This is a genomic window from Curtobacterium pusillum (genome assembly GCF_013359865.1).
Taxonomy (GTDB): Bacteria; Actinomycetota; Actinomycetes; order Actinomycetales; family Microbacteriaceae; genus Curtobacterium; species Curtobacterium pusillum.
Genome location: NZ_JABMCE010000050.1, coordinates 39,387 through 52,780, shown reverse-complemented (window position 1 = coordinate 52,780; position 13,394 = coordinate 39,387). Strand labels below are relative to the sequence as shown.

Below are 13,394 nucleotides of genomic sequence, written 5' to 3'. Positions count from 1 at the left end.
GCCCCGCGCCGAGCGCGGCGGCCCGCCCGCGACGTTGTCCTGCGAAAGCGACAGTCTCCCGCCGACGTACGCCATCCCACCCGCGAACGCGACAGTCTGGCGCGGAAGTCTGGCGGCAGCCTGTCGCTTTCGCGGCGGCGGACGGGAGGCGCGTGGCGGGCCCGCACCGTGCCTCCCGGCTGTTGACGGTGCCGCTTCAGTGCTGCCAAAGCGACAGTCTTCCGCCAACCTGCGCCGTCCCACCCGCGAACGCGACAGTGCGGCGCGGAAGTCTGGCGGCAGCCTGTCGCTTTCGCGACAGACGCCGCCGCTACGCGTCGCCGGCCGTGCCGTCGAGCGCCGCGGCGCTCCCGCCGATCGTGCCGATCACGGCCTCGAGCGGCGCCCCGGACCCGTCGCGCTTCGACAGCCAGTCCGGCAGCGTCCGGGCAGCCCCGTCCGTGCCGACCGCGTGCGGGGGAGCGATGCCCGCCCAGGCCACGGTGAGCCCGTCCTCGCCCTTGAGGAACGCGTGCGCCCGGACACCCTGGGTCGCACGCCCCTTCGCCGGGAACTCGGACAGCGCTGAGACCTTCGCCCGCCCGGTGTCGGTGCCGGGCAGGGCCGAGGACGACGTCGACACCGTGGCGACCACGGCGTCGTCGGACCGGGCGACGGAGCCGAACCAGATCACCGTCGCGCCGTCGGCGAGGGCGACGCCGGCGACACCACCCGCGGGGAGCCCCTGCGGTCGGACGCCGGACGCCGGGAACCGCAGCAGCTGCGCGTTCGACGTGATGAACACGAGGTCGTCCGTCTCCGGTGCCTGCGCGGCCCCGATCACGGAGTCGCCGGGCTTGAGGCCGATCGCGACGAATTCGGGCTTGTCCGGCCACGCCCCGGGGACGACACGCTTGACCACACCCTGCACGGTGCCGATCGCGAGCGAGTCCGACGAGGCGCCGGACAGGTCGACGAGCGCGACGACCTCCTCGCCGCGGGCGATACCGAGGAAGTCGGTGACCCGCACGCCGGCGTCGAGCCGGACCGCAGCGGGCGGCACCGCGGGCACGTCGACGGGGGAGAGCCGGATCACTCGTCCGGTCGAGGTGAGCGCGCCGACCTGGCCCCGGACGGAGCTCACCACGGAAGACCGCACGGCGTCGTGCTTGGACCGCTTCGGCACCCGCACGATGCTGAGCTCGGACGTCGGGATGTCGACGCGGATCAGTCGGCCGGTCGTGGAGAGCAGCACGCGGCAGGGCGCGTCGGCGATCTGCAGCGACTCGGGGTCGACCGCCGCCTTGCGACCACCGCGGACCGGGGCATCGGCCTCGGTGAGGAGCGTGCGTCGCGGCGTGGCGAACCGGTCCGACACCTCGGTGAGCTCGAGCGCGACCTGGGCACGGAGCCGCTCGTCGGACGCCAGGAGTTCCTCGAGCGCCGCGATGTCAGCGAGCAGCTGGTCGCGCTCACCCTCGAGCTCGAGGCGGGAGAACTTCGTCAGACGGCGGAGACGCAGTTCCAGGATGTACTCGGCCTGCACCTCGGAGAGGTCGAACACGGTCTGCAGGCGGGAACGAGCGGCCTCGGAGTCGTCGGACGAGCGGATGACCTCGATGACCTCGTCGATGTCGAGGATCGCGATGAGGAGGCCCTCGACGAGGTGCAGCCGCTCCTTCCGTCGCGCGAGTCGGTAGGAAGACCGTCGCGTCACGACGTCGAGACGGTGCCGCACGTAGACGTCGAGCAGTTCCCGCAGCCCGAGCGTGCGCGGCGACCCGTCGACCAGGGCGACGTTGTTGATGCCGAAGCCGTCCTCGAGCGGGGTGTGCTTGTACAGCTGCTCGAGCACCGCGGTCGGGTTGAACCCGGACTTGATGCCGATGACGAGCCGGAGCCCGTGGTTGCGGTCGGTCAGGTCGTTGACGTCCGAGATGCCGACGAGCTTCTTCGCCTGGACGCCGTCCTTGATCTTCTCGATGACGCGTTCGGGCCCGACGAGGTACGGCAGCTCGGTGACGACGAGACCGACCTTGCGCGGCGTGAGGTTCTCGACCGAGACCTTCGCCCGGGTGCGGAACGAGCCGCGACCGCTGGCGTACGCGTCCCGCACACCGGAGAGCCCGACGATGGTGCCGCCCGAGGGCAGGTCCGGACCCGGGACGAACTCCATGAGCTCTTCGAGGGAGGCGTCCGGGTGCATGAGCAGGTGCTTCGCCGCCTCGACGACCTCGCCGAGGTTGTGCGGCGCCATGTTCGTCGCCATGCCCACCGCGATGCCGGACGCGCCGTTGACGAGCAGGTTCGGGAAGGCCGCCGGCAGCACGCCGGGCTGCATGATCTGGTTGTCGTAGTTCGGGACGAAGTCGACGACGTCCTCGCCGAGGCCCTCCGTCATCGCCATCGACGGTTCGGCGAGCCGCGCCTCCGTGTACCGCGCCGCTGCGGGTCCGTCGTCGAGCGAACCGAAGTTGCCGTGCCCGTCGATGAGCGGCACGCGCATCGTGAACGGCTGCGCCATCCGCACGAGTGCGTCGTAGATCGCGCCGTCGCCGTGCGGGTGCAGCTTTCCCATCACCTCACCGGTGACGCGCGCGCTCTTCACGTGCCCGCGGTCGGGCCGCAGCCCCATCTCCGACATCTGGTAGAGGATGCGCCGCTGCACGGGCTTGAGGCCGTCGCGTGCGTCGGGGAGCGCCCGTGAGTAGATGACGGAGTACGCGTACTCGAGGAACGAGCCCTGCATCTCTTCCGAGACGTCGACGTCCTCGATGCGTTCACCGTCGGGCAGGCCGACTGCTTCCGTGCGTGCCATGGCACCCTTCTGCGAGACTGGGGGAGATGGGAACAAGCGTACCGACGGCCCCCGACGCCACCGCGAACCTCGCCGACGTCCTCCCGAGTTGCCTCGTCGCGCTCGGGGCTGCGGACGACGCGTGGTTGCGTTCCGCCGGACTGGAGGCGCGGATCACCCTCCGCCCCGCCCGTTCCGCGATCGTCGTGCTGGTCGACGGCCTGGGGGCGGGTGCGCTGTCCGCGCGCACCGGTCACGCGCGGTGGCTCGCCTCCGGCAAGAAGAAGTTGCGCAGCGGGTTCCCCACGACGACGGCGGCCGCGCTCAGCACGCTGACCACCGGCCGGTCGCCCGGCACCCACGGTGTGGTCGGGTACAGCGGCTGGAACCCGGACACCGGGAAGGTGATGAACCTGCTGAGCGGCTGGGACGACGAGGTCCCCGCCGACTGGTTCCTCGTCCGGACGCTCTTCTCGGAGGCGCCCGCGCTCGGCGTCGACCCCGTGGTGGTCGGCCCGGCGAGGTACCGCTCGTCGGGCATGACGGCGAACGTGCTCGGGGGCGCACGGTACGTCTCCGCCGACTCGATCGCCCAGCGTGTCGACGCCGCCCTGGCCGAGACCGCTTCCGGCCGGTCGCTCGTGTACCTCTACGTCCCCGAACTCGACTCGATCGGGCACAAGCACGGGTGGCAGTCCGACCGGTGGACGGCGGCGCTCGAGCTGCTGGACGGCGAACTCGCGCGGCTCGAACGTGCGCTGTCGGGCGACGTGGGGGTCGTCGTGACCGCGGACCACGGCGTGCTCGACGTCCCCGACCACGCGAACATCGCCCTCGACCCGCTGCTGCTGACCGACGTCGTCGGCGTCGCGGGCGACCCGCGCTGCCGGCAGCTCACCGTCGCGCCCGGGACGGACGTCCGCGGCCTGGTCGGGGCCTTCCGAGCCCGCTACGGCAAGAAGGCGCACGTCGCGAGCCGTGACGAGGCGATCGCGGCCGGTTGGTTCGGCCCGGTGTCGGACGCGGTGGTGCCCCGCATCGGGGACATCGTCCTGGTGGCGCGCGGGTCCTGGGCGTTCAACGACGACCGATCCCTGCGCGACGGTGAGCAGCCCAAGCGGATGATCGGGCAGCACGGTGCGATGACCGACGACGAGACACTCGTGCCGCTGCGGCTGGCCGGCGCGTTCGCGGACTGAACGCCGGCGCGTCCGTCGACGGCGGCAGCCCCGGGACGCGACGTGCGTACCGGGGCTGAACCGCGCCTCCTGGAAGGCGGCTCAGGCCGGGTCGTCGTCCGGACGGGTCCCGAACACGATCTCGTCCCAGCTCGGCATCGAGCGGCGGTTGCGCTTCTTGCGCTCCTGTCGGCCGCCCTCGGCCTCGGGGGCGGAGGCCGGGCGTGCGTCCTGCTGCGGCGCGGTCTCCGGCGACTCGTCGAAGCCCTGGAGCGGGATGTCGACCACGCTGATCGACGTCCCGCGCGGCTCCTCCTGCTGCTCGCCGAAGGCGGCGGCCTCACGCTCGCCGCGGCGACGACGCAGGGCCTCGAGCAGGTCCGCGGTCTCGTTGCCCGGGGCGCGCTCCTCGACGGCGGCGCCGATGCGGGGGAGCGGTGCACGCAGCGGACGCTCCTGCACCTCGGGGTTCGTGACGTCCTCGTCGGGCTCGTCGACACGGAACGCACCCGAGTCGAAGCGGGTGCCGTCGGTGTCCTGGTGGTCGAGCTCGACGGCGCGCAGGCGGGGTGCGATGCCCTCGTCCTCGGTGTGCGAGAGCCGGTGCGCGTCGCCGTTGTCCGGCGTGAGCGTCGACGTCTTCGGGTCGAACCGCCACTGGGCGTCGTGCTCGACCTCGGCGGCGGTGTAGCGGACGCGCACCTGCCAGCCGCTCTCGACGTGCTTCCACGAGCCCCAGGCGATCCCCGAGGCCTCACCGGCCTCGAGCTTCGCGGTGATGGCCTCACCGAAGGTGTCGGGCGACTCGTCGTCGACGGGGGTCACCGGCACGCGGTGCGCGGCATCGAGGATGAACGCGCGTTCCGCGAGCACCGGCCCCTCGAATCGTCGGACGTACTCGACGTCGACGTCGAGCGCCGCAGCGACCTCGGCCGCATCGGCTCCGCCGCGGATCCGTGCCTGCACGTCCTTCGGCGACACGCGCTTGTGCGGACCGGACTCGGGGTTCGCCTGCCGGACCTGACCCGGCAGCGACGAGGTGACGGGCAGCCGGAACTCGGTCCCGCCGTCGGTCGCGAGGAGGAGTGCCCCGGACTCCACTCCGATGACTCTCACGTCTTGCATGGTTCCGCCTTCCGAGCGTCGCGTACGGTCGTGCGTCGTACCCCGTGAGTATGCAGCCGTGGGAACACGATCCCGCGGAGGCGCACGGGCGCGCCGTGGACTGCCGCGGGAAGGATTCCCGACCGGGGAATGCGCGCGCGTGCCGGCGGGTTGCAGCGCCAGAACGAACCGCCGGGGACTTCGGTTTGCGCTCCGGCGAGACGTGGTGCAAACTGTCGCCGCCGATCACCGGCGACGACCTCTCGATACGAGAAATGGATGGGCATGGCCACCGATTACGACGCCCCCCGGAAGACCGACGACAACTCCGATTCGGAGTCGATCGAGGCCCTCAAGGAGCGCGTTCCCGACAAGATGTCGGGGGTCGTCGACGATGATTCCGACAACCCCGGCAGCTTCGAGCTCGCCGGACAGGACCTCAGCGACGTCGACCTCGACGTCGTCGTGCTCCCGCCCCAGGTCGACGAGTTCACCTGCGTCGAGTGCTTCCTCGTGAAGCACCGCTCGCAGCTCGACCACGAGTCGAAGCTCGGCCCGGTCTGCGCGGAGTGCGCAGCGCTCTAGGGAACGCTCGAACACCAGACGAACGGCCCGCCACCTGTGAAGGTGACGGGCCGTTCGTCGTCCTGCGTCGGGGTGGGCGAGACCACGGACGGACGGGAGGCGCGGGGCGGCGCCGACCCGTGCCTCCCGTCCGACAGACGGTCGGTCAGGAGCGGAGCGCCGCGACGACCGCCGACGGGTTGCGCACGCTGACCAGCCAGTAGGGGGTCGGGTCGGCCGCGTCCCGCACCTCCACCTTGACGACCCCGCGGACGTAGCCGCGGAAGAGCGTCCACGCGCGCGCGTCGAGCTTCGGACCACGCTGGGTCGTCGCCTCGGCGCCCTCGTACCCGGCGACCTCGCCCACGAGCGTGCGCGGCAGGTGCGCCCGGCCGGCGCGGAACTCGGTGTCCGTGACCTCGATCGTCGGGGCGAGCGCCCAGAGCAGCACGAGCACCCCGAGCTCCATGCCGATGGCGACGAGCACGCCGGCGAGCACGCTGATCGGCAGGAACACCAGGAGGCTGGCGGGGATGACGAGCGCGGTCGCCAGGTAGAGGACGGGCGGAGCCCACAGTCGTTCGCGGTACACGGTCACGACACCATTCGACCACGACTCGGGCCAGGTCACGGAACGGTCACGGTCTGCACTACCCTCGACACGTGACCGAACCAGTCGACGTGCTCTGGACCGGGGAGAACGCTCCCGGCTACGCCCACCCCGGTGACGCCGGTGCCGACCTCGTCTCGACCGAGGCGTTCGTGCTGCAGCCGGGTGAGCGCCGCCTCGTGGGCACAGGCGTGCGGATCGCGCTGCCGGACGGGTACGCCGCATTCGTCGTCCCGCGCAGCGGTCTCGCGGCGAAGCACGGCATCACGATCGTGAACGCGCCCGGCACCGTGGACGCGGGGTACCGGGGCGAGATCAAGGTCGCGCTCCTCAACACCGACCAGTCCGCGGCGCACGAGGTGCACGTCGGCGACCGCATCGCCCAGATGATCGTCATGCCGGTCCCGCGCGTGTCGTTCACCCGCGTCGACGAGTTGCCCGACAGCGTCCGCGGCCAGGGCGGGTTCGGTTCTTCGGGCTACGGTGACCGGAGCGGTGTCGTCAGCGGCACCGCCGACAACGCTCAGGAAGGAACGCGCGCATGAAGTTCGGCCGACGCAAGCGTGACGAGGTCGAGGTGGCGGACGCCGTCGCCGACGAGGTCGAGGTCGCTGACACGACCCCCGAGGTCGACCTCGCGTCCGACGCCGACGCGGACCTCGACGAGGTGGACGCGGTCGCGCCGACCGACAAGTCCGCTCCGGAGGACCGCGCCGAGAGCGGACCGCACGACGAGACCGAGGCGAACCTGGTCCGCCCGTACGTCGACCTCGGCGGTGTGAAGGTCCTCCCGCGCGAAGGACTGCACCTGCGGCTCGAGGTCGAGGAGGGCTCGCAGCGCGTCGTCGCCGTCGGGCTCGACTACGACGAGTCCACGCTGCAGGTCCAGCCGTTCGCCGCCCCCCGCTCCACCGGCCTCTGGCACGAGATCCGCGGGCAGATCGCCGAGCAGATCGAACGTCAGGGCGGCGTCGTCACCGAGGTCGACGGTCCGTTCGGCCCCGAGCTCCGCGCGCAGGTGCCCGTCGTCTCGGACGGAACCGGCGTCACCGACGGTGCGCGTCCCGCCCGCTTCATCGGCGTCGACGGTCCGCGCTGGTTCCTGCGCGGCGTGATCGCCGGCAAGGCCGCCGAGCAGCCCGACGACGCGAGCGCGATCGAGGACCTGTTCCGCAGCGTCGTCGTGGTCCGCGGGACCACGCCGATGCCGCCGCGCGATCTGATCCCGCTGCACATGCCGAAGTCGACGCAGTCGGCCGTCTGATCCTGGAGGCACGGTGCCGGACCACGACGACACCATCCGTCCCGACGGGGTCGCCCCCGACGACGTGACCCGCGACGGTGTCGCTCGCGACGACACGCTGCCGTCGTTCAACGAGCAGTTCCGTGCGGCGGTCGCGAACACCGGACTCGGCAAGGTCGCGCCCGGTGAGGCGCCGTCCGGGCACGCGCTCGTGGCGGCGATCGGCGGTGTCCGCGGGCTCGCCGAGTCGGTGCTGCCCGGGCTCGCCTTCCTCGTCGTCTACGCGATCACGAAGGAGCTCGTCCCGAGCGTCCTGATCCCGGTGGCGATCGGCGTCGTGTTCGTGGTCCTCCGGCTGCTGCAGCGGCAGTCGATCGTGATGTCGTTCGCGGGCATCCTCGGCGTGGCGATCTCCGCCGGCCTCGCGCTGATCACGGGCCGTGCCGAGAGCAACTTCATCCCCGGGATCGTCATCAACGCGGTGTGGCTCGTCGGGCTGCTCGTGACCCTGGCGATCCGGCAGCCCCTGATCGGACTCGTCGTCGGGTTCCTGCTGCCGCCGAACGAGGACGGCAGCCACCAGGACTGGCGTGCCGACCCGGCGAAGCGGCGAGTCCTCACGGTGGCGACGTGGCTGTGGGTCGGACTCTTCGCGATCCGCCTCGTCATCGAGGTCCCGTTGTACCTGGCGGCGCAGGTCGAACTGCTCGCCGGGATCAAGCTCATCACCGGCGTCCCGCTGTACGCGGCGCTGCTCTGGGTGACCTGGCTGCTGGTCCGCACGGTGTTCAAGCGCGAGGGCGACGTCGCCGCGGTGTAGAGTTGTCTCGACATCGAGATAGTTCCCCGCGGCCCTTCCCGGGCTCACGGGTTTAGGTTTGCCTTGCTGGTGGGACGCCCTGCGTCCCGCTTGGATGGGGGCACACCGATCAACCAGGGAGGCGGCACAGTGGCTGCAGTCAACAGCTTCGGCTCGAAGGACACGCTGTCGGTTGGGGGTGTCGACTACGCGATCCACCGGATCGACACGGTGCCCGGGCACGAGAAGCTCCCGTACAGCCTGAAGGTGCTGCTCGAGAACCTCCTCCGCACCGAGGACGGTGCGAACGTCACGGAAGCCCAGATCCGCGCTCTGGGCTCCTGGAAGCCCGACGCCGAGCCGGACACCGAGATCCAGTTCTCGCCGGCGCGCGTCGTCATGCAGGACTTCACCGGCGTGCCGTGCATCGTCGACCTCGCCACCATGCGTGAGGCGATGGCCGAGATCGGTGGCGACCCGAACAAGATCAACCCGCTCTCGCCGGCCGAGATGGTCATCGACCACTCGGTCATCGCGGACCTCTTCGGTCGCGAGGACGCGCTGCAGCGCAACACCGACCTCGAGTACGAGCGGAACGGGGAGCGCTACCAGTTCCTCCGCTGGGGCCAGACCGCGTTCGAGGACTTCAAGGTCGTCCCGCCGGGAACCGGCATCGTCCACCAGGTCAACATCGAGTACCTGGCGAAGGTCACCTACACCCGCGAGTTCGACGGCGAGACGTACGCGTACCCCGACACGCTCGTCGGCACCGACTCGCACACCACGATGGTGAACGGCCTCGGCGTGCTCGGCTGGGGCGTCGGCGGCATCGAGGCCGAGGCGGCGATGCTCGGCCAGCCCGTGTCGATGCTCATCCCGAAGGTCGTCGGGTTCAAGCTGTCGGGCTCGATCCCGGCCGGCGTCACCGCGACCGACGTCGTGCTCACGATCACGCAGGAGCTCCGCAAGCACGGTGTGGTCGGCAAGTTCGTCGAGTTCTACGGCGAGGGCGTCGGCGAGGTCCCGCTCGCGAACCGCGCGACCATCGGCAACATGTCGCCGGAGTTCGGCTCCACGGCCGCGATCTTCCCGGTCGACGACGTCACGCTCGACTACCTGCGCCTGACCGGTCGCTCCGAGGAGCAGATCGCCCTGGTCGAGGCGTACTCGAAGGAGCAGGGCCTCTGGCACGACCCGGCGGTCGAGCCGAACTACTCGGAGTACATGGAGCTCGACCTCTCCACGGTCGTCCCGTCGATCTCCGGCCCGAAGCGTCCGCAGGACCGCATCGAGCTCTCGAAGGCGAAGAGCCAGTTCGAGGTCGACCTCGCCAACTACACCGAGCCCGCCGGTCAGACCGACCTCGACGACGCGGTCGAGGAGACCTTCCCGGCGTCCGACCCGATCGCCGCGGGCTCGACGACGGGTGACGTCACGACGCACATGCACGACTTCGTGTCGAGCGCGCCGTCGACGGCCTCGGCGCCGACGAAGGTCGCGATGGACGGGGCCGACCCGTTCACCATCGACCACGGCGCGGTCGCGATCGCCGCGATCACCTCCTGCACGAACACGTCGAACCCCTCGGTCATGATGGCCGCCGGCATCCTCGCCCGGAACGCCGCGAAGAAGGGCCTGAAGGCGAAGCCGTGGGTCAAGACCACGCTCGCTCCGGGGTCGAAGGTCGTCACCGACTACTACGAGAAGGCCGGTCTGACCAGCTACCTCGAGGAGCTCGGCTTCTACACGGTCGGCTACGGCTGCACCACCTGCATCGGCAACTCCGGCCCGCTGCCGGAGGAGATCTCGCAGGCCGTGCAGGACAACGACCTCGCCGTCACCGCGGTGCTCTCCGGCAACCGCAACTTCGAGGGGCGCATCAACCCCGACGTGAAGATGAACTACCTGGCGTCCCCGCCGCTGGTCATCGCCTACGCCCTCGCCGGGTCGATGCACTTCGACTTCGACAAGGACGCCCTCGGCAAGGACCAGGACGGCAACGACGTGTTCCTGCAGGACATCTGGCCCGACGCGGCCGAGGTGCAGCAGGTCATCGACACCTCGATCGACACCGAGATGTTCACCCACGAGTACGGCTCCGTGTTCGAGGGCGACGACCGCTGGAAGAACCTGCCGACCCCGACGGGCGACACCTTCGAGTGGGACACCGAGTCCACGTACGTCCGGAAGCCCCCGTACTTCGAGGGCATGACGATGCAGCCCGACGCCGTCTCGGACATCTCCGGCGCCCGCGTCCTCGCGAAGCTGGGCGACTCGGTCACGACGGACCACATCTCGCCGGCCGGTTCGATCAAGGCCGACAGCCCCGCGGGCAAGTACCTCGCCGAGCACGGTGTCGACCGCAAGGACTTCAACTCCTACGGCTCGCGCCGCGGCAACCACGAGGTCATGATCCGCGGCACCTTCGCGAACATCCGCCTGAAGAACCAGCTCCTCGACGGTGTGGAGGGCGGCTACACCCGCGACTTCACGACGCCGGACGGTGCGCAGTCGTTCATCTACGACGCGTCGCAGCACTACCAGGAGCAGGGCATCCCGCTCGTCATCTTCGGCGGCAAGGAGTACGGCTCCGGTTCGTCCCGTGACTGGGCGGCGAAGGGCACGAACCTGCTCGGCGTCAAGGCGGTCATCACCGAGAGCTTCGAGCGCATCCACCGTTCGAACCTCATCGGCATGGGCGTCGTCCCGCTGCAGTTCCCGGCGGGCGAGTCCGTCGAGTCCCTCGGGCTCGACGGCACCGAGGTCGTCTCGATCACGGGCCTCACGGAGCTGAACGAGGGCCGCACGCCCAAGACCGTGCACGTGACGGCGGAGCCGAGCGAGCACTCGCCAGAAGGCAAGCAGACGATCGAGTTCGACGCGGTCGTCCGCATCGACACCCCCGGTGAGACGGACTACTACCGCAACGGCGGCATCCTGCAGTACGTGCTGCGTTCGCTCGTCTGACGCCCGCCCCCGTCCCGCAAAACGCAAACTGGGCGGTTTCTCGCAGCGGAACAGCACTGCGAGAAACCGCCCGCGTTGCGTTTCGGGGGGTGCCGCTGTGTCGGACTGGAGGCGCGGTGCCGGCTGGCACCGCGCCTCCAGTCCGTACGCGGGGCACGCGCATAGAGTGAGCCGACAGCAGCACGAAAGGAGCGCCCGTGGGTCTGCTCGAGAGCATCGCGTCGCCGCGCGACCTGAAGCGTCTGTCGGACGCGCAGATGACGGACCTCGCCGCGGAGATCCGACGCTTCCTCGTCGCGGAGGTCGCGAAGACCGGTGGGCACCTCGGGCCCAACCTCGGCGTCGTCGAGCTGACGCTCGCGATGCACCGGGTGTTCGACTCGCCGCACGACCCGTTCGTCTTCGACACCGGGCACCAGTCGTACGTGCACAAGCTCGTCACCGGGCGCCAGGACTTCTCGCGGCTGCGCGAACGCGGCGGCCTCGCCGGCTACCCGCAGCGCCGCGAGTCGGAGCACGACATCGTGGAGTCGTCCCACGCATCCTCGTCCCTGTCGTGGGCGGACGGGATCTCCCGCGCGTTCGTGCAGACCGGCCAGGGCGACCGCACGGTCGTGGCGGTGGTCGGCGACGGCGCGCTCACCGGCGGGATGACGTGGGAGGCGCTCAACAACATCTCCGACGGCAACGACCGGCGACTCGTGATCGTCGTCAACGACAACGGACGCTCGTACGCGCCGACGATCGGCGGCATGGCGCGGTTCCTCAGCTCCGTGCGCACGCGTCGTGAGTACCGGGCGCTGTACGAGACCACGCGTGCCGTGGCCGGCCGCTTCGGCGCTCCCGGCAGGGCGATCTACCGCGGGATGCGCGGCGGCCTGCACGGCTTCCTGTCGCGGTTCACGAACAACGAGGCGCTCTACTCGAACCTCGACATCAAGTACATCGGGCCGGTGGACGGGCACGACCAGCGCGCGATGGAGGCCGCACTCCGGCAGGCCAAGGAGTACGGCGCGCCGACGATCGTGCACGCCATCACCGAGAAGGGGCACGGCTTCGAGCCGGCGCTCCGCGACCAGGCGGACCAGTTCCACGCCGTCGGGCACATCGACCCGGAGACGGGGGAGTCGCTCGATGTCGCCTCGGGGCCGTCGTGGACCTCGGTGTTCGCATCGACACTGGCTTCGGTCGGGTCCGAGGACGAACGGATCGTGGCCGTCACGGCGGCGATGCTCCGGCCGACCGGGCTGCACCTGTTCCAGGAGCGGCACCCGGAGCGCGTGTACGACGTCGGGATCGCCGAGCAGCACGCCGTGACGACCGCCGCCGGGCTGGCGTACGGGGGACTGCACCCCGTCGTGGCCCTCTACGCGACGTTCCTCAACCGGGCGTTCGACCAGGTGCTCATGGACGTCGCGCTGCACAGGGCGGGCGTGACGTTCGTCCTCGACCGTGCGGGCATCACCGGCCCGGACGGCCCCTCCCACCACGGCATGTGGGACCTGGCGCTGCTGCAGGTCGTCCCCGGCATCCGGATCGCCGCTCCGCGCGACGCGGCGACGCTCCGCGAGGAGTTCCGCGAGGCCGTCGCCGTCGACGACGCGCCGACCGTGCTGCGCTGGTCGAAGGGACAGGTCGGGCCGGACATCCCAGCGCTCCGGCGGCTGTCGGACGGGGCGGACGTGCTGCGGGACGCCCCGGAGTCGTCGCCCGACGTGTTGTTCGTCGCCGTCGGGTCCATGGTGCCGATCGCGCTCGAGGCAGCCTCGCTGCTGGAGTCGCAGGGGATCGGCGTCACCGTCGTCGACCCGCGGTGGGTGGTGCCGATCCCGGCGTCGCTCATCGACCTCGCGCGCGATCACCGGTTGGTCATCACGATCGAGGACGGCGTGCGCGTCGGCGGCGTCGGGACCCGACTGCGCCAGGACCTGCGGGCGGCCGGGGTCGACACCGGCGTGAACGAGCTCGGGCTGCCGGACGAGTTCATCGACCACGCTTCGCGTTCCGAGATCCTCCACGACGCCGGGCTCACCGCGCAGGCCATCGCCCGTGACGTCATCGACCAGGTCGTCGGCACGAAGCTGCCCCAGGCGAAGCCGGCGCGGTCGCGGGAGTCCGCCGACCGCTGATCCGGTCCCGGCGCGGCTGTTGGT

At 70.8% G+C, this 13,394-nt stretch carries 10 protein-coding genes; 7 read left to right on the top strand and 3 right to left on the bottom strand.

Features of this window, described 5'->3' with window-relative positions:
* Positions 1–310: 310 nt before the first annotated feature.
* Positions 311–2,797, bottom strand: coding sequence for a DNA gyrase/topoisomerase IV subunit A (locus tag HP507_RS02890; RefSeq protein ID WP_175350349.1), 2,487 nt, complete (start codon positions 2,795–2,797; stop codon positions 311–313).
* 26 nt (positions 2,798–2,823) lie between these two features.
* Here HP507_RS02890 and HP507_RS02885 point away from each other — a divergent pair, with 26 nt between their 5' ends.
* The gene (locus HP507_RS02885; protein ID WP_175350348.1) at positions 2,824–3,975 is read left to right on the top strand and encodes an alkaline phosphatase family protein; all 1,152 of its coding nucleotides are present in this window, start codon (positions 2,824–2,826) and stop codon (positions 3,973–3,975) included.
* Positions 3,976–4,056: 81 nt separating this feature from the next.
* On the opposite strand, the gene sepH is transcribed toward HP507_RS02885, so the two are convergent.
* Positions 4,057–5,079 carry a septation protein SepH gene (sepH, locus tag HP507_RS02880; protein ID WP_175350347.1) on the bottom strand — a complete coding sequence of 341 codons (1,023 nt, stop codon included), beginning with the start codon at positions 5,077–5,079 and terminating at the stop codon, positions 4,057–4,059.
* A gap of 264 nt (positions 5,080–5,343) precedes the next feature.
* On the opposite strand from sepH, the gene HP507_RS02875 reads away from it, so the two are divergent.
* On the top strand, positions 5,344–5,643 hold the full coding sequence (locus tag HP507_RS02875) for a DUF4193 domain-containing protein (protein WP_031263038.1): 300 nt from the start codon (positions 5,344–5,346) through the stop codon (positions 5,641–5,643).
* A gap of 145 nt (positions 5,644–5,788) precedes the next feature.
* Here the strand turns inward: HP507_RS02875 and HP507_RS02870 are convergent, their stop codons facing one another.
* Positions 5,789–6,220, bottom strand: a complete 432-nt coding sequence (locus HP507_RS02870; RefSeq protein WP_175350346.1) for a DUF3093 domain-containing protein — start codon at positions 6,218–6,220, stop codon at positions 5,789–5,791.
* A gap of 65 nt (positions 6,221–6,285) precedes the next feature.
* On the opposite strand from HP507_RS02870, the gene dut reads away from it, so the two are divergent.
* The 5 genes from dut to dxs all read left to right on the top strand — a co-directional run bounded on the left by dut (position 6,286) and on the right by dxs (position 13,370).
* Entirely contained in the window at positions 6,286–6,777 is a 492-nt protein-coding gene (gene dut, locus HP507_RS02865) for a dUTP diphosphatase (protein WP_175350345.1), read from the top strand.
* Positions 6,774–7,496, top strand: a complete 723-nt coding sequence (locus HP507_RS02860; RefSeq protein WP_217508422.1) for a DUF3710 domain-containing protein — start codon at positions 6,774–6,776, stop codon at positions 7,494–7,496. The genes dut and HP507_RS02860 overlap by 4 nt, the downstream gene beginning before the upstream one ends.
* A 13-nt stretch (positions 7,497–7,509) precedes the next feature.
* The gene (locus tag HP507_RS02855; protein ID WP_271207029.1) at positions 7,510–8,295 is read left to right on the top strand and encodes a DUF3159 domain-containing protein; all 786 of its coding nucleotides are present in this window, start codon (positions 7,510–7,512) and stop codon (positions 8,293–8,295) included.
* 129 nt (positions 8,296–8,424) lie between these two features.
* Positions 8,425–11,241 carry an aconitate hydratase AcnA gene (gene acnA, locus HP507_RS02850; RefSeq protein ID WP_175350344.1) on the top strand — a complete coding sequence of 939 codons (2,817 nt, stop codon included), beginning with the start codon at positions 8,425–8,427 and terminating at the stop codon, positions 11,239–11,241.
* A gap of 197 nt (positions 11,242–11,438) precedes the next feature.
* On the top strand, positions 11,439–13,370 hold the full coding sequence (gene dxs, locus HP507_RS02845) for a 1-deoxy-D-xylulose-5-phosphate synthase (RefSeq protein ID WP_175350343.1): 1,932 nt from the start codon (positions 11,439–11,441) through the stop codon (positions 13,368–13,370).
* Positions 13,371–13,394: the final 24 nt, after the last annotated feature.

Excerpts from the sequence above, each read along its gene's own strand:
- HP507_RS02890 (WP_175350349.1), bottom strand. The coding sequence starts at position 2,797 with ATGGCACGCACGGAAGCAGTCGGCCTGCCCGACGGTGAACGCATCGAG.
- HP507_RS02885 (WP_175350348.1), top strand. The coding sequence starts at position 2,824 with ATGGGAACAAGCGTACCGACGGCCCCCGACGCCACCGCGAACCTCGCC.
- sepH (WP_175350347.1), bottom strand. The coding sequence starts at position 5,079 with ATGCAAGACGTGAGAGTCATCGGAGTGGAGTCCGGGGCACTCCTCCTC.
- HP507_RS02875 (WP_031263038.1), top strand. The coding sequence starts at position 5,344 with ATGGCCACCGATTACGACGCCCCCCGGAAGACCGACGACAACTCCGAT.
- HP507_RS02860 (WP_217508422.1), top strand. The coding sequence starts at position 6,774 with ATGAAGTTCGGCCGACGCAAGCGTGACGAGGTCGAGGTGGCGGACGCC.